Below are 16330 nucleotides of genomic sequence, written 5' to 3'. Positions count from 1 at the left end.
ATCGTCCTCGTGTTGCGTCACTTCGGCGTGCTCGACTGGATCAGGATCGGGCTGCTCGCGCTCGGCCTGCTCTTCGTGGCGACCGGGCTCCTGCCGCTGCCCGTCGCCGCCGAGAGCCTGGCGGACATCGGGCCGCTGCTGGTCTTCCTGTTCGGCATCATCGTGCTCGCCGAGCTGACCAAGGAGGCCCAGGTCTTCGACGCCATCGCGGCCAGGATGGCGGTGCTCGGCCGGGGCGACTACTTCGCGCTCTTCCTGCTCTGCACGGCCTTCGCGTCCTTCGTCACGATCTTTCTCAACCTCGACACGACGGCCGTCCTGCTCACCCCCGTCATGCTCGCCCTGGCGCCCCGGGCCCGCATCGCCGCCCTGCCGCTGGCCATGACCACCATCTGGTTCGCCAACACCGCGAGCCTGCTGCTGCCGGTGTCCAACCTGACCAACCTGCTCGCCATGGAGGAGATCGGGCTGTCGCCCGTCGAGTTCGCCGCCCGCATGTGGGCGCCGCAGCTCGTCTCGATCCTGGTGACGATGGCGTTCCTGTGGGTGTTCTTCTGGCGCCGGGGCGAGCGCCGCGACCTGCGCTACACGCCGCCGGTGCTGGAGCCGGTCGGCGACCGGGTGCTGTTCGGCGTCGCCTCGGCCGCCTGCCTGCTGTTCATCGTCGCCCTGCTGGCGCACGTCGAGGTCGCCGTCGCCGCCTCGGCCGCCGCCCTGATCGTGGTGATCGCCTTCGCGGTACGCGACCGTACCCGGCTCACCTGGGGCCTGGTGCCCTGGCGGCTGCTCGTCTTCGTGACCGGGCTGTTTCTCGTGGTGCCCACGCTCAGCCGCTACGGGCTGGCCGACCTGATGAACTGGCTGCTCGGCGACGACCGCGACCCGTACCGTACCGCCGCCGTCGGCGCCGGACTGTCCAACGCCATCAACAACCTGCCCGCGTACAAGGCCGTCGAGGAGGTCATCCCGGCCGGCGACCGCGACCAGCTGCTCGCCCTGCTCGTCGGCACCAACGTGGGGCCGGTGATCACGCCGTGGGCGTCGCTGGCCACGCTGCTGTGGTTCGAGTCGTGCCGGCGCCACGGCGTGCGGGTGCCGATGCGCCGCTTCCTGCTCACCGGAGCAGGCCTGGCCGTCGTCGGGCTCCTCACCACCACGTGGGCGCTGGTGACGTTCGGGTAGGGCCCGCCGCTCACCCCGTGCGGCGGATCTTCAGCACCCGGACCGGGCGGCGGCGCCTGCGCCGCTCCTCCTCCTCGGGAACCTCCTCCGACGGACGCGGCCCGACCACGGCCGCGAACCACGGGTGCGCCCAGTCCTTCCCCCGCTCGCCCGTCATGCCGCCACCAGGTGTTTCCGGTACGCGCCCGCGACCGTGTCCAGCGCCCAGCGCATCCGGGCGGCGTAGGACTCGGGATGGTCACCGGCCTCCTGCGCCACGAAAGCGGCGCAGAACGCCTGACCGCACGCGCACAGCCGCTCGTCGACGGCCGCACGGATCCGCTCGGGAGTCGACGCGTCGGACGGCTGCACCGCGGAGGCGAAGAGCACCTGCGCCAGCTCGCTCACGGTCAAATCGGTCAGCATGGTCGTCATGGTGATCTCTCCTCTCCCACGGTGCCGCTTCCAAGCACCCTCTATATAGACATCGAAGACAGGCGAAAGTTATCGACATCCACGACCTGCGATTTCAAGATTTTTCAGTCGGGACAGGTCAGCCGAGAAGAGCCAGCAGGCCGGGCAGGGCCTTGGGGTGCGCGGCCACGAAACTGCGATCGTCGGCCGCGCCGTCGATGCGGTCGTCGAACGGCCCGCCGTCGAGGGCCCGAATCTCGATGCCCGCCTCCTGGGCGATCAGCGCCCCGGCCGGCAGATCGATCACTTCCGCGCGGTAGCCGACGATGCCGTCGATGTCGCCGCGGGCCAGCATCGCCCACTGCAGCAACGGCGCCCACAGCTGCAGCACGCGCCTGGCGCTCAGCTCGAGAGCCGACTTCAGCAGGCCGGCTCTGGCGTCTTTCCTGCTCACAGCATACCCCTGGGTCCAAGCCAGGAGCGGTCCGTGCGGTGCGGGCCGGTAGGGCGCCGTCAGCCGCGCCCCCGAGGAGGCCAGCGCGCCGCAGCCCCGGATCGCCGACCACGTGCGGGCCGTCACCGGGTCGTGCACCACGCCGAGCAGCGGCCGGCCCGCCCGGCACAGCGCCAGCCCGACCACGTAGGCGGGCAGGCCGATGGAGACGTTGTTGGTGCCGTCGAGGGGGTCGACCAGCCACGTCCACTCGCCGCCGGCGGCCCCCAGCATGCCCGACTCCTCGGCGATCACCGCGTGGGACGGGAACGCCGTCAGGATCCGGTCCAGCAGCAGCTTCTCCGAGGCCAGGTCGAGATCGGTGACCACGTCACCGGCGCCGCCCTTGGGCCGCACCCCGACCGTGCCGCGGGTGCCGTCCAGGAGCAGCGCCCCCGCGGCCTCGGCGGCCTCGACGGCGACCGCGCGGGCGTGATCCAGATCCATCTCCGAACCCCTCAGCTCAGGTGGGCGGCTATCAGTCGGACGGCCAGCGCCGTCTCCTCGGTGTCGAGCGCCTGCCGCGGCACCACGTGCCCGCCCGTGCCGAGCGGGCCGAGCGACAGGTCGCGGCTGCCCGGACGGCCCCGGCCGAGCGCGATCGTGGCGGCCTGCCCGCCGTCCGGGACGACGCTGCTGTGGAAGCGGCCCGACGGCAGCGTGTAGGTGTCGCCCGGACCGAACACCTCCACCAGCCCCGTCTCCTGGCGGACGGTGCGCGGGGTGGGGGAGATGCGGTCGCCGCCCGGCTCGCTGACGACCTCGAACACCCGGTGCGTGGCGTCGCGCCCGGCGTCGGTCACCACCGCGTGCACGTTGCGCACCTGGCCGTAGAGGACGTGGCTGAGCAGGTCCCAGCTGTGGCAGTGGATCTGGGAGGTGGTGCTGCGCGCGGGCGCCAGCGAGTCGGACCACAGATGGATACATACCCCTTCGCCGCCGTCGCGCTCCAGCGGAAGACAGACGAATCCGAGCGGGTGACGCACGCCGCGCAGGCCGTCCGCGGAGAGCGCGGCCAGCGCCCAGTCCCTGGCCCGGCCCCGGCTGAGCTCCCGCTGGACGCCGCGGTAGCTCATGGCCCCGCCGTCTCACCGGCCGTCTCGCGGGCCGGCTCGCCGTAGGGGTCGAGCGCGCGCAGCGCCTTGCGCGCGATGTCGACGACGTCGCGGCCGTTGTAGGACTTGGGCAGCGGCATGTCGATCCGCTCGAACAGCTCCTGGACCTCCTCGATCGTGGGCTCGTCGCCGAGCGGCACGCCGCGGTAGCGCTCCAGCGGGACGCGGCGCGCCTGCTCGAAGCTCAGCCGCAGCTCGGTGTCGCAGTTCTCGTAGTAGAACGTGCCGGCCAGCGCCGTCATCGCGCGGTTGGGATCCTCCACGGTCATGATCAGACGGCTGCTGGAGAGGTCCCAGCGGAACGTGGTCATCGTCGACGACAGGCCCACCCCGATGTCGAGCAGGCCGTAGCGCTGCCGGTGCCAGAACGCGGCCAGGATGGTCGCGTACGACTCCTTCCTGACCCGGTCGGTGGTCCACCGTTCGCCGGTGCCGTCGGGCAGGTCGGACAGGGAACGCCGGTAGTGCGCGTACGTCTCGCACACCTCGATGTCGGCCGGGTCGATCACCTCGACCCGCACGGTCAGGTGGCGCTTGTCGCGGCGGGCCGCCGCCACGCACCGGGGCAGCGTGACCGCGCGCAGGTAGGTGCCGGTGCCGCCCTTGAAGCTCCACCGGGTGGTGTCCTTGCGCGCCTCCGCGTGCGCCTGCGCGATCTCCTGCGAGCTGCCCAGCACCCGGACGAGCTGCAGCGCGTCGAGCGCCTTGCGGGTGCGGTCGACCATCGACTCGATCTGCTCCAGCCGGTCCAGCCTCGCCGGCAGCCGGCCGAGCACGTCGGAGGTGATGGCCTCCATCGGCGCCTGGCGGGCCCGGTCGCGCAGCAGCGCGGTCGCCATCAGCGCCAGGATGACCAGTGTCGCGGCGCTGACGAGCTGGGTCTGCACGGTGGCGCCGTTGTCGCCGAAGATCTCGTCGGGCATGATGCCCAGCACGCCGATCACGACCGCCAGCAGCAACGCGATGGCGACGTCGGCGTTCTGGACCGCCCACGGCGCGATCCGCTTCAACGCCCCCACGAACCGTGCCATCGCTGCCCCGTCCGACGTACAGTCAGTTCCGCCGTCATGGTAACGACGCCGCCAGGTCACGGGCTAGCACGTGGAAAGGGCGTGCACCCTACCCTCTAAGATCGGCGGGCATGACGATCGGCCCGGAGACCCTCGACTCCTACGAGCGGGGTGGCGAGCTGACCCGGCTGCGCGAGGGCGTGGGGCGGCTGGAGTTCTGGCGCACCCAGGACGTGCTGCGCCGGGTGCTGCCGCCGGCTCCCGCCCGGGTGCTCGACGTGGGTGGCGGCACGGGCGCGCACGCCGAGTGGCTGGCCGCCGACGGCTACGAGGTGGAGCTGATCGACCCGGTGCCGCTGCACGTGGCGCGGGCCGAGCGGCTGCCGGGGGTGACCGCGCGGCTGGGCGACGCCCGCCAGCTCCCCGCGCCCGACGGGTCGGCCGACGCCGCCGGGACCGGGCTGATGGTGTCGCCGAGGGAGGGCGGGTTCCGCGGCTGCTTCCACGACCCGGACGAGATCCCCGGCGAGTTCGCCGACGCCGGGCTGCCCGAGCCCGCCCGCTACGGGCTGGAGGGCGCGTTCTGGCTGTACGGCGACATCGACGTGTGGCTGGACGACGAAGGGCGGCGCGAGCTGCTGCTCGACGCCGCCCGTCGGCTCGAGTCCGTGCCGTCGCTGCTCGGGGTGAGCGGTCACCTGCCGGCGGCGAGCACGGTCGGGACCGGCTAGAACCAGCCGCGCCGGCGCGCCATCGACTCCAGGCCGCGCTGGAGCGCCTGGTCGACGCTCGCCGGGTTGTCGTCGTAGCGGACGGTGAAGCGGTTGTAGGTGTCCTGACCGGCCCGCAGGAAGCCGTCGCGCTGGTCGGCCTCCATGATGACCTCCATCTGCCGCGGCCCGGCGATGAAGGTCAGCTCCAGCTCGTTGAAGTGGCCCCGCCACCGGCCGCCCGCGTAGTACTCGATCTCCTGGAAGAACGGCAGCGTCGACCCGTGCAGCGTGCCCTTCTCCAGGTCGGCCTTCTTGAACTGGAAGCCCGACCGGCTCAGCGCGGCGAGCACGTGGTCCTGGGCCGGCAGCGGGTTGACGAACAGCGGGTCCAGGTCGCCCTTGTCGAGCGCGCCGGCGAGGGCGAGCTCGGTGTGCACGCCGAGCCGCATGCCGCGCAGCGGCTGGCCGCCGATCGCGCTGATCGGCGTCTCCCACGGCACCGGGAACTCGAACGGCTGCCGGTGCTCGGCCCCGGCGGCGAGGTGCAGCGGGCCCGCCACGTGCTGGCGCAGGAAGCTGTAGGTCGTCTTGTACTCGCTGTCGCCGGACTCGATCTCCACCACGGCCGTCAGGTCCACGGTGATGGCCTCGACCTTGTAGTCGGAGCCGCCGCCCCGGAAGTGGACGACGCCGCGCAGCAGTTCGCCGGGGCGGACGGTGGCGTTCGACAGGACCGTGTCTACTTCGACGCCCGCGCCGAACGCGGCCATCAGTTTGCGGAACACCATGGGGGTCTCTTCTCCCTATGCGGTGGGGGGCGGGGGTGGTGCCACGGAGCGCTTGCCGTTGGCCGAGATCTGCGGGAGCAGCTGGGCCAGCAGCAGCGTGGAGAGTGCGGAGTCGCCGCCGCCCTGCTGGGTGCGCACCACCAGCGGCTGCGGCGCCTTCTCGGCGAGAGTGGCGCCCACGTCCAGGCGCCTGCGGGCGAGCTCGTACTGGAGCACGGCCCGGTTGTCGCGGTAGGAGTCGGCCAGCCGGCGCAGCGCCTTGGCCTCGTTCTCGGCGGCGGTCAGCTCGGCGCGGCCGCGGGCCTCGATCTCCCAGCGCACCCGCTGCGCCTCGGTCTCCTGCTCCTCCAGCATCCGGGCCACGTCCTTGCGCGCCGTGTTGTGCGCGGCCTTGACCTCGACCACGCGGGCGTCGCGGGTCTTCTTGGCCCGCTCGATCTCCATGAGCAGGGTGTCGATGCGGCGCTTGCGGGTCAGCTCCCACTCGCGCTCGTACGCCTGCAGCTCCTTGGCCACCTTCTCGCGGGTGGACAGGTGCTGCTGGTACTGGTCGGGCAGCTGCACGTCGGGGATGTTGGCGCCGGTGACGCGCACCCCGTAGCGGCCGAGCTGGCGGTTGAGCGCGTCCTGCATGTCGCCCACGTCGGAGCCGCGCAGGTCGTAGGCCCGCTCGGTGTGCACCCTGCGGCTGCGCTGCCGGATCGCGTCCTGCACGGCGCTGGAGAGCACCAGGTCGAAGTTGCCGGCGCCGATCGTGCGGACGAACGCCACCGGGTCCACGATGCGGAACTTCAGGAAGAACTCGATCGACTTCAGCGGCACGTTCTCCGCCGTCGGGCAGGCCACGATCGGCGCCGAGTACGGGATCTCGGTCGAGGTGTCGACGACCGCGTCCACCCGGTCCCAGGGCAGCCACAGGTAGTGCCGGCCGGGCGGCAGCGTGGAGACGATGGCTCCCCAGCGGCTGCGCACGCCGGTGGTGCCCTCCTCGATCTCGATGATCGCCCGCCGCCACATCGTGAGCAGCGCGACGACCAGGAAGAACAGCGCGACCAGCGCGGCCGGGACGGTGAAGTCCGTCAGCGCGGCCATGCCGGCGAAGTACAGGGCCAGGAAGATCAGGGTCATCCAGGCGAAGCCGCGCCGGTCCTTGGGGATGACGACGGGCACGAGCTGACCCTGCTCGCCGCCGCGCAGCAGCTGGCGGATCTCCGACCAGGACGCCAGCGATTCCTTGATCTTCGAGAACTCGCGGCTCATCGGGCCTCGACCTCCGGGGTGATCTCCAGCTTCGGCGTTTCCTCGACCTCGTCGGCCACCCTCTTCAGCAGCGCGTTGATCTCCGCCTCACGGCCGGACACGCGGGTGCCGATCTGGTGCAGCCGGACGCGGATGGCGGCCATGTCCTCGGGCGTGAACAGCACCGCCTCCTTGCCGCCGACCAGGCTCTGGGCCAGCTCCAGGAAGTCGATGTCGCTCTGCTCGCCGACGTGCACCACCTGCGGCAGCCGGTTGGCGACCGACTCCAGCTTGTCCAGCAGGTCCTGCTGGAAGCGGTAGTCGAGGATCTCCGGCGCCTCGGCGGCGCTCAGCGCCCGGATGTCCAGCGCCTGCGCCTCCAGCAGCGCCGAGTTGGCCTTGGCCTCGGACTCGGCCTCGACCAGGCGCTGCCTGGCCTGCGCGGTGGCCTGGTGGGTGGCCCGCTCCAGCGCGGTGTCCATGCGCGCCTGGTAGCCGGCGATCTCGGCCTGGATGGCGCTCAGCGTCTCCTGCAGCCCGGCGAGCTCCTTGACCAGGTCGCCCTCGTTCTGCTCCTTGCGCAGGTTGAGCTCGTACTCGTAGGTGTAGGCCTCCTTGGCCACCCGGACCATCTCGGGGGCGGCCAGGTCCATGCGGTACTCCTGGCTGGACGGCTCGGCGTGGGTGATGTTCACGTCGGTGAGCCGCACCGCGGGCAGGAACTGCTGGTTGAGGCTGTCGAGCATGCCGACCGTGCTCTCGCCGACCAGGTCGTAGATCTCCTCCGCGCGCTGCGCGTAGATGAGGGAACGGGTGACCTCGCTGATGGCGTTCTGCAGCTTCGACTGGAAGCCGCTGACCGAGCCGAGCACGAAGATGAACTCGGCCGGGTTCTCGATCCTGAACTGCAGGAACAGGTCGACGCTGGCCTTGACGCCCTGCTGGGTCGGCGCCTCGCTGATGGGGGCGTTGAAGGGGTACTCGCGGGTGGTGTTGACGATGTAGCTGACCCGCTTCCACGGGTTGAACAGCGTCACGCGGCCCGGGTCGGCGATGTGCACGAGCTTGCCGAACTGGGTGATCAGCGCCTTGCAGCCCTCAGGCACCATCACCACGCTGCGCCGCCACCACAGGAACACCGCGGCCAGCACCAGGACCACCCAGTAGTGGGGCCCGAAGAACAGGTCGGTGTTGGGGATGACGTTGCCGAGCGCGCCGATCAGGCCGAGCAGCACCAGGATGATCAGCGGGACGACGACCTTGGCGGTGCTGCCCTTGGGGATCACCACGGGCGAGATGACGTGCATCCCGTTCTCGGCGAAGCTGCGGTTGACGATCTCGCCGGCCTCGTTGAGCGACGCGGTGCGCGCCTCGATCAGGGTGCCGATGGACGCGCCGCCGTCACGGGCGGCGGCGAAGTCGTGGGGGTTGAGCGTGAACCCCTGGACCTGGTTCTGGCCCTGCATCGGGTTGCCGTACTGCCCCGCCTGCTGGACGGCCTGGCCCATCGCCTGCCCGACAGCCTGACGTACGTTTCCTCCCTGGGCGACCGCTTGGGCTACGCCCTGGCCCGCCTGCCTCAGGGCCTCTCTGGGTCGTGACATGAAACCTTCCTCTTCCGCTACAAGCGAATTCAGACCGTATCGGGTGAGGCTTGCCATCTGCTTGCAAAGCATTGTCGTACGTCTATTGCCATGCGTAGCAGTCGTGCTATCAATGTAGTAGTCCTGCTACATCGGAGGGGTGATGAGCGCCACCAGAGCACTGGACGGTGACCTCAATGTGATGAACGAGGGGGCCGCGATCGAGGTCAGCGGCCTGCGGATGGCGTACGGGGAGAAGGAAGTGCTCCGGGGCGTCGACTTCGCCGTGGCGCCCGGCGAGGTGATCGCCCTGCTCGGGCCGAACGGCGCGGGCAAGACCACCACCATCGAGATCCTCGAAGGCTTCCGGGTGCCCACCGGCGGCCGCGTCCGGGTCCTGGGCGCCGAACCGGCGCGCGGCGACGAGGCGTGGCGGGCCAGGCTCGGCGTGGTGCTGCAGTCCTGGCGCGACCACGGCCGGTGGCGGGTGCACCAGCTCCTGCACCACCTGAGCCGCTACTACGTGCCGTACGCGAAACCCGGGCGGCTGCCGCTCGACACCGGCGACCTGATCGAGGCGGTCGGCCTCGGGGACCAGGCCGGCCAGCGCGTCAGCCGGCTCTCCGGCGGCCAGCGGCGCCGCCTCGACGTCGCCATCGGCATCGTCGGCCGCCCCGAGCTGCTCTTCCTCGACGAGCCGACCGCCGGCTTCGACCCGCAGGCCAGGCGGGACTTCCACGACCTCGTGCACCGGCTGTCGGACCTCGACGACACCACCATCCTGCTCACCACGCACGACCTCGACGAGGCCGAGAAACTCGCCGACCGCATCCTCATCCTGGCCGGCGGCAGGATCGCCGCCGCCGGCAGCCCGGACAGCCTGGCCCGCCGGGTCTCCCGCGACGCCCAGGTGCGCTGGAGCCGCGACGGCGAGCACTTCGTGCACGCCACCGACGACGCCACCGGCTTCGTCCGCGGCCTGTTCGAGCAGTACGGCAGCGGGGTCTCCGACCTGGAGGTGCGCCGGGCCACCCTGGAGGACGCCTACATGGCCATCGTCAAGAGGGAGGAAGCGTGAACCCGACGCTGCACGCCGTCCGGCTGGGGGCCACACGCGGCTGGATCGAGTTCAAACAACAGCTCACCAACGCGCAGGACGTGGGCTTCACCGTGTTCAGCACCGTGGCCTTCATCATCGTGCTCTACCTGCAGCGCGACGCCACCGTGCCCGGCACCGACGTCTCGCTGGCGGCGGCCACGCTGCCCGGCCTGCTCGGGCTGATCATCCCCATCAACGCGCTCATCGGCGCGGTGGGCACGCTGGCCGTCGAACGCGAGGACGGCACCCTGCTGCGGGCCAAGGCGCTGCCCCAGGGCATGATCGGCTATCTCGTCGGCCGGATCCTCGTGCTGTCCATGTCCACCATGGCCTCCCTGGTGGTGCTGCTCGCCGCCGGGCTGTTCCTCGTGCCGGGGCTGGCCGGGACACCGGTGGGCGGCTGGCTCACCGTCGCCTGGATCACGGTGCTCGGGCTGCTGTCCGCGCTCCCGCTGGGCGCCGTCATCGGCGCCGTGGCCGGCAGCCCGCAGACCGCCGCCGGGCTGTCGATGCTCATCGTCGGCGGGCTCAGCGCGATCTCCGGCATCTTCTACCCGATCACCGCGCTCGCCGGCTGGCTGCAGGGCCTGGCGCACGTCTTCCCGCTCTACTGGCTCGGCCTCGGCATGCGCTCGGCTCTGCTGCCCGACGCGGCCGCCGCCGCGGAGATCGGCGGCTCGTGGCGGCCGGTGGAGACCACGCTCGTGCTGCTCGTCTGGGTCGTGGCCGGACTGCTGCTGGCCCCGCCGATCCTGCGCAGGATGGCCCGGCGCGAGTCCGGCTCACTGATGGAGCAGCGCCGTCAGCGCGCCATGCAGCGCATCGGCTGAGAAGATGGGCGACGATGAGCGAGAACGTCTACAACCGCATCGCCCTGCTGCGGGCCGAGCGCGGTGTCACCCGCAGGCAGCTCGCCGACGCCCTGGGCGTGCACTACCAGACGATCGGCTATCTGGAACGCGGCGAATACAGCCCGAGCCTCCACCTGGCCCTGCGCATCTCCGAATACTTCGAGGTGCCGGTGGAGGTGATCTTCTCCACGACGCCCTTTCCGAGGATCGGTGAGCGTACGGCCTGACATTTCAGCACAATAGCGATCTATGGCTTTAGGGCGTGGTGCTGTAGGAATTGTCGTCGCTGTGCTTCTGCTGGGAGGTTGCGGGCTCCTGCCCGTGCCCGGCGCAGGGCCCGAGCTGAACCCGCCGCCGACGCCCGGCTCCCCGCCGTCGTCCGCGACGCCGGTCTCCTCGCCGTCCCCCGCTGAAACGCCCGCGCTCGCCACCCTGTACGGGAACGGGCACGACGACAATCACGGCGGCGCGAAGTTCGAGATCGTCGGCCTGGAGCGGGTCTCGGCCACGTCGGTCGCCGCCCGCTTCCGGATCAGCCCCGGCAGCCGCGAGGTCAGGCTGGGGAACTTCCACGACTCCGGTCTGGCCGGGAACACGGTCTACGGCAAGTGGCTCACGGTCTTCTCCGGCTTCTACCTGCTGGACCACTCCCGTCTGGCCGCCTACTACCCGATGCGCAAGGAGGACACCGACACCGGGGCCACCTGCCTGTGCAGTTACATCGAGCGGGCGACGCTCACCCGCGAAGAGCCGGCCCTGCTGTGGGCCGTCTACCAGGTCCCGCCGGAGACCACCGGCGTGGCGGTCGGCTTCCACCACGCGGGCCTGACCGCGACCTTGCCGATCAGCCTCGCGGGGACCGGCGTCAAGCTGGACGGGGAGCCGGACGCCGCGGCGGCCGACGCCGCCTTCCCCACCACGGTCACGCTCGCCACCCGCCTGGCCGATCCCGCCGCCTCGGTCGCCGAGTCCGATGACCAGGTCGAGATCGCGCTCAACACCGACGTCCTGTTCGACTTCGACAAGGCCACGCTCACCCCGAAGGCCCGCGAGACGCTGCGCCGGACCGCGGACCGGATCAGCGCGGAGGCTCGCGGGACCGTGCAGATCGTCGGTCACACCGACGACGTCGGCGAGGACGGCTACAACCTGGCGCTGTCGCTGCGCCGGGCCAAGGCGGTGGAACGGTCGCTCGCCGCGCTCGTGCCGGACGCCGCGTTCCGTACCGAGGGCAAGGGCGAGACGGAGCCCGCTGCCGAGGGGTCGTCGGACCAGACCCGCGCCCGCAACCGGCGGGTCCAGGTGGTGTTCGAGCGGGCGGCCACCCCCGGCCCGGGTCCCACCCCCGCTGCCGTGCCCAAGGAAACCTCCGACACCCCCGCCGGGGAGGCCACGGCGACTCCCGGCACGGCCGTCGCCTCCGCCACCGGGCTGCGCGAGCTGACCGGTCTCACCGCGGACCTCCTCGAACTGCGCCGCATCAGCGACAAGGCGCTCATCGCCACCGTCGGCTTCGAACACACGGGAGACGGCGCCCCGGTCCGCCTGGAGGAAGGCGCGCTGGACCAGGACGACGACGAGATCGGGTCCATGGTCGGCTCCAACGTCGACTTCTTCTGGCTCACGCTCACCGGCGCGAACGCGACCCGTTACCTCCCGCTGACGAACGCCGGCAACCCCCATGTCCTGAAGCGCTGCGTCTGCTCGACGACGACCAGAACCACGATCGGCCCCGGAGAGCGCATCCGCATGTTCGTGCTCATGACCGCCCCGCCCGCCGGCGTGACCAGCGTCGACGTCAACCTGTTCGGATTCACCCCGATGAAGGGCGTGCCCTTCTCCGGGTGAGTCCCTGTCGGTGGGTGGAGGTCGCCTTTCCGGAATCGGCGAGCGCTCCGCCTGACATATCGGCAACATTGCGATCTATGTCCTCAACCTGTGGCGTCGCCGTGGGCCGGATCGTCGCCGGACTGCTCCTGCTGGCCGGATGCGGCCTGCCGACCGCCTCCGGCGACAGGCCCGAACCCGGCCGGCCGACCGCCTCCGGTGAGAGGTCGGAACCCGGCCCGTCCACACCGCCCGCCTCCCCTTCGACGCCCGCGGCGCCGTCCGCGACCGCCGCGGCGACTCCCGCCCTCGCCACCCTGTACGGGAACGGGCACGACGACGATCACCGCAGCGCGAAGATCGAGGTGATCGCCCTCGAACGCGCCACCCCCACCTCGGTCACCGCCCGCTTCCGCGTCAGCGCCGACACCAGCCCGGTCACGCTGAATGGATTCCACGCATCCTCGCTGCCCGGAAACTCGACCTACGACTACATCCGGGCCTTCTCCGGCTTCTACCTGCTGGACCACCCCCGCCTGACCGCGTACTACCCCGATGCGCGAACAGGACACCGGCACCCGCGACCGCTGCGTGTGCAGCTACCCGGAAGTGTCCGCGAAGGTCACCCCCGGCCAGGCGGCTCTGCTGTGGGCCGTCTACCAGGTCCCGCCGGAGACGACCAGTGTGGCGGTCGGCTTCCACCACGCGGGCCTGACCGCGACCTTGCCGATCAGCCCGGCGGGCACCGGCGTGAGGCTGGACGGCGAGCCCGACCCCGGCATGATCGACGCGGCCCACCCCACCACCGTGCCGTTGACCACACGCCTGGCCGGCACCGAATCCGCCGTCGCCGAGTCGGGTGACCGGGTCGAGATCGCGCTCAACACCGACGTCCTGTTCGACTTCGACAAGGCCACGCTCACCCCGAAGGCCCGCGAGACGCTGCGCCGGACCGCGGACCGGATCAGCGCGGAGGCTCGCGGGACCGTGCAGATCGTCGGTCACACCGACGACGTCGGCGAGGACGGCTACAACCTGGCGCTGTCGCTGCGCCGGGCCAAGGCGGTGGAACGGTCGCTCGCCGCGCTCGTGCCGGACGCCGCGTTCCGTACCGAGGGCAAGGGCGAGACGGAGCCCGCTGCCGAGGGGTCGTCGGACCAGGCCCGCGCCCGCAACCGGCGGGTCCAGGTGGTGTTCGAGCGGGCGGCCACCCCCGGCCCGGGTTCCACCCCCGCTGCCGTGCCCAAGGAAACCTCCGGCACCCCCGCCGGGGAGGCCACGGCGACTCCCGGCACGGCCGTCGCCTCCGCCACCGGGCTGCGCGAGCTGACCGGTCTCACCGCGGACCTCCTGGAGCTGCGCCGGATCAGCGACAAGGCGCTCATCGCCACCGTCGGCTTCCGCCACACGGGCCACGGCGGCCCGGTCCGCCTGCAAGAAGGCGCCTGGGACAAGGACCTCGACCGGCTCGGGTCCGTCGTCGGCTACAAGGGCGACTTCTTCTGGCTCACGCTGACCGGCGTGGACGGGACCCGGTACTCCCCGCTGACCACCGTCGGCAGGAGCAGCTACCCCAGGCGCTGCGTCTGTTCGACGATCGTCCTGACCAAGCTCGGCCCGGGGGAGCACATCCGGCTGTTCGTGCTCATGACCGCCCCGCCCGCCGGCGTGACCAGCGTCGACGTCAACCTCTTCGGGTTCACCCCGATGAAAGGCGTGCCCATCTCCGCGTGAGTTTCTGTCGGTGGGTGCGCCTAAAGTGGCATCATGCGTCCGGTCACAGATTTGCAGCGGAGGGTGGCGCCGTTCAAGGTCGTCACCGAGATGACTCCCTCGGGCGACCAGCCCACGGCCATCGCCGAGCTGGAGCGCCGCGTCAAGGCCGGGGCGAAGGACAACGTGCTGCTCGGCGCCACCGGCACCGGCAAGACCGCCACCATCGCTTGGCTCATCGAGCGCCTGCAGCGGCCCGCCCTGGTCATGCAGCCCAACAAGACGCTCGCCGCCCAGTTCGCCAACGAGCTGCGCGAGATGCTGCCCAACAACGCGGTCGAATACTTCGTCTCCTACTACGACTACTACCAGCCCGAGGCATACGTCCCGCAGAGCGACACCTACATCGAGAAGGACTCCTCGATCAACGACGAGGTCGAGCGGCTGCGCCACTCGGCCACCAACTCGCTGCTCACCCGCCGTGACACCGTCGTGGTCGCCTCCGTCTCGTGCATCTACGGCCTCGGCACGCCCCAGGAGTACGTCGACCGGATGACCCGGCTGCGCGTCGGCATGGACATCGACCGCGACCGGCTGCTGCGCCGCCTCGTCGACATGCAGTACACCCGCAACGACGTGGCCTTCACCCGCGGCACCTTCCGGGTCCGCGGCGACACCATCGAGATCATCCCCAAGTACGAAGAGCTCGCCGTCCGCATCGAGATGTTCGGCGACGAGATCGAGAAGCTCTCCACCATGCACCCGCTCACCGGCGAGGTCATCACGGAGGACGAGGAGCTCTACATCTTCCCCGCCTCCCACTACGTCGCGGGCGAGGAACGGATGACCGCGGCCGTCGCCGGCATCGAGGCCGAGCTGGCCGACCGGCTCGCCGAGCTGGAGCGGCAGGGCAAGCTGCTGGAGGCCCAGCGGCTGCGCATGCGCACCACCTACGACATCGAGATGATGCGCCAGATCGGCACCTGCTCCGGCATCGAGAACTACTCGCGCCACATGGACGCCCGCGAGCCCGGCAGCGCGCCCAACACGCTGCTCGACTACTTCCCCGAGGACTTCCTGCTGGTGCTCGACGAGTCCCACCAGACCGTGCCGCAGATCGGCGCCATGTACGAAGGCGACGCCTCACGCAAGCGCACCCTCGTCGACCACGGCTTCCGGCTGCCGTCCGCGCTCGACAACCGGCCGCTGAAGTGGGAGGAGTTCCTGGAGCGCATCGGGCAGACGGTCTACCTGTCCGCCACCCCCGGGCCCTATGAGCTGGGCCGGGTCAAGGGCGACGTCGTCGAGCAGGTCATCCGGCCCACCGGGCTGGTCGACCCCGAGGTCGTGGTCAAGCCGACCAAGGGGCAGATCGACGACCTGGTCCACGAGATCCGCGAGCGGGCCGAGCGCGACGAGCGGGTGCTCGTCACCACCCTGACCAAGAAGATGGCCGAGGACCTCACCGACTACCTGCTGGAGCTCGGCATCCGGGTCCGCTACCTGCACAGCGAGGTCGACACGCTGCGCCGCATCGAGCTGCTGCGGGAGCTGCGCATCGGCGAGTACGACGTGCTCGTCGGCATCAACCTGCTGCGCGAGGGGCTCGACCTGCCCGAGGTGTCGCTGGTCGCCATCCTCGACGCCGACAAGGAAGGCTTCCTGCGGTCCGAGACGTCCCTCATCCAGACGATCGGGCGCGCGGCGCGTAACGTGTCCGGGCAGGTCCACATGTACGCCGACAAGGTCACGCCGTCCATGGAGCGGGCGATCGACGAGACCAACCGGCGGCGGGCCAAGCAGGTCGCCTACAACGAGGCCAACGGGATCGACCCGCAGCCGCTCCGTAAGAAGATCGCCGACATCCTCGACTCGTTGCAGCGGGAGGACGCCGACACCTGGCAGCTCATGGGGGGCGGGCGGTCCCAGTCCCGGGGCAAGGCGCCGGTGCCGGGGTTCGCCGCCAAGGCGGCCGGGCAGCATGCCAAGGCCATCGCGGGGGAGATGCCTCGGGCGCAGATGGAGTCGCTGATCGACTCGTTGACCGAGCAGATGCATCAGGCTGCGGCCGATCTGCAGTTCGAGGTGGCTGCTCGGCTTCGTGACGAGATCAAGGAGCTCAAGCGGGAGCTTCGGGACATGCGCGAAGCTGGGGTTCGCTGACTTCCGGCCTTTGTGCCGCTGCAGGGGCGGCCGTTTTGTGCCGCTGCGGTGGGCGGGCGGCCCGGCCTCGCGCGATTGCCTGGGGTCTGGCGATCTTCGCCTTCGGCGTTGTCCGGGCGCGGGGGTATCTGGCGCGGTCTTAACTCGGCCGGGTCGCCCGC

The 16330-nt window shown here is 70.9% G+C and carries 16 protein-coding genes; 8 read left to right on the top strand and 8 right to left on the bottom strand.

Features of this window, described 5'->3' with window-relative positions:
• Positions 1–9 precede the first annotated feature (9 nt).
• Positions 10–1182, top strand: a complete 1173-nt coding sequence (locus ACGFI7_RS16110; RefSeq protein WP_393404727.1) for an SLC13 family permease — start codon at positions 10–12, stop codon at positions 1180–1182.
• A gap of 10 nt (positions 1183–1192) precedes the next feature.
• On the opposite strand, the gene ACGFI7_RS16105 is transcribed toward ACGFI7_RS16110, so the two are convergent.
• From ACGFI7_RS16105 to ACGFI7_RS16085, 5 genes are all read right to left on the bottom strand, one after another.
• Positions 1193–1339 (bottom strand): hypothetical protein, encoded by a 147-nt coding sequence (locus tag ACGFI7_RS16105; protein ID WP_393404724.1) that lies wholly within the window; start codon positions 1337–1339, stop codon positions 1193–1195.
• On the bottom strand, positions 1336–1596 hold the full coding sequence (locus ACGFI7_RS16100; protein ID WP_393404722.1) for a hypothetical protein: 261 nt from the start codon (positions 1594–1596) through the stop codon (positions 1336–1338). Before ACGFI7_RS16100 ends, ACGFI7_RS16105 begins: the two co-directional genes overlap by 4 nt.
• 118 nt (positions 1597–1714) lie before the next feature.
• Positions 1715–2515: an inositol monophosphatase family protein gene (locus tag ACGFI7_RS16095; RefSeq protein WP_393404721.1), complete on the bottom strand. Its 801-nt coding sequence runs from the start codon at positions 2513–2515 to the stop codon at positions 1715–1717.
• An 11-nt stretch (positions 2516–2526) separates the two neighbouring features.
• The gene (locus ACGFI7_RS16090) at positions 2527–3144 is read right to left on the bottom strand and encodes a hypothetical protein (protein WP_393404719.1); all 618 of its coding nucleotides are present in this window, start codon (positions 3142–3144) and stop codon (positions 2527–2529) included.
• On the bottom strand, positions 3141–4214 hold the full coding sequence (locus ACGFI7_RS16085; protein WP_393404717.1) for a hypothetical protein: 1074 nt from the start codon (positions 4212–4214) through the stop codon (positions 3141–3143). The genes ACGFI7_RS16090 and ACGFI7_RS16085 overlap by 4 nt, the downstream gene beginning before the upstream one ends.
• A 110-nt stretch (positions 4215–4324) precedes the next feature.
• Here ACGFI7_RS16085 and ACGFI7_RS16080 point away from each other — a divergent pair, with 110 nt between their 5' ends.
• Entirely contained in the window at positions 4325–4924 is a 600-nt protein-coding gene (locus ACGFI7_RS16080) for a class I SAM-dependent methyltransferase (protein WP_393404715.1), read from the top strand.
• Here the strand turns inward: ACGFI7_RS16080 and ACGFI7_RS16075 are convergent.
• From ACGFI7_RS16075 to ACGFI7_RS16065, 3 genes are read right to left on the bottom strand one after another with little or no spacing between them, the layout of a single operon-like run.
• Positions 4921–5694, bottom strand: a complete 774-nt coding sequence (locus ACGFI7_RS16075; RefSeq protein WP_393404713.1) for a sporulation protein — start codon at positions 5692–5694, stop codon at positions 4921–4923. The two genes, ACGFI7_RS16080 and ACGFI7_RS16075, sit on opposite strands and share 4 nt — an antisense overlap.
• Positions 5695–5709: 15 nt before the next feature.
• A complete protein-coding gene (locus tag ACGFI7_RS16070; RefSeq protein ID WP_393404712.1) occupies positions 5710–6954 on the bottom strand; it encodes an SPFH domain-containing protein in 1245 nt (414 codons plus the stop codon).
• Entirely contained in the window at positions 6951–8537 is a 1587-nt protein-coding gene (locus ACGFI7_RS16065) for an SPFH domain-containing protein (RefSeq protein ID WP_393404709.1), read from the bottom strand. The genes ACGFI7_RS16070 and ACGFI7_RS16065 overlap by 4 nt, the downstream gene beginning before the upstream one ends.
• A 142-nt stretch (positions 8538–8679) precedes the next feature.
• Here ACGFI7_RS16065 and ACGFI7_RS16060 point away from each other — a divergent pair, with 142 nt between their 5' ends.
• From ACGFI7_RS16060 to uvrB, 6 genes are all read left to right on the top strand, one after another.
• Positions 8680–9594 (top strand): ABC transporter ATP-binding protein, encoded by a 915-nt coding sequence (locus ACGFI7_RS16060; protein ID WP_393404706.1) that lies wholly within the window; start codon positions 8680–8682, stop codon positions 9592–9594.
• Positions 9591–10445 carry an ABC transporter permease gene (locus ACGFI7_RS16055; protein WP_393404704.1) on the top strand — a complete coding sequence of 285 codons (855 nt, stop codon included), beginning with the start codon at positions 9591–9593 and terminating at the stop codon, positions 10443–10445. Before ACGFI7_RS16060 ends, ACGFI7_RS16055 begins: the two co-directional genes overlap by 4 nt.
• A gap of 14 nt (positions 10446–10459) precedes the next feature.
• Positions 10460–10693: a helix-turn-helix transcriptional regulator gene (locus tag ACGFI7_RS16050; RefSeq protein WP_393404701.1), complete on the top strand. Its 234-nt coding sequence runs from the start codon at positions 10460–10462 to the stop codon at positions 10691–10693.
• Between the two features lie 61 nt (positions 10694–10754).
• Positions 10755–12314: an OmpA family protein gene (locus tag ACGFI7_RS16045; protein WP_393404698.1), complete on the top strand. Its 1560-nt coding sequence runs from the start codon at positions 10755–10757 to the stop codon at positions 12312–12314.
• A gap of 534 nt (positions 12315–12848) precedes the next feature.
• Positions 12849–14027 (top strand): OmpA family protein, encoded by a 1179-nt coding sequence (locus ACGFI7_RS16040; RefSeq protein WP_393404695.1) that lies wholly within the window; start codon positions 12849–12851, stop codon positions 14025–14027.
• 33 nt (positions 14028–14060) lie between these two features.
• Positions 14061–16169, top strand: coding sequence for an excinuclease ABC subunit UvrB (gene uvrB, locus ACGFI7_RS16035; RefSeq protein ID WP_393404692.1), 2109 nt, complete (start codon positions 14061–14063; stop codon positions 16167–16169).
• The last annotated feature ends 161 nt before the right edge of the window (positions 16170–16330 follow it).

It is taken from the genome of Nonomuraea sp. NPDC048826 (assembly GCF_043198225.1).
Classification (GTDB): Bacteria; Actinomycetota; Actinomycetes; order Streptosporangiales; family Streptosporangiaceae; genus Nonomuraea.
This window is presented reverse-complemented; position numbering and strand designations above follow the sequence as displayed.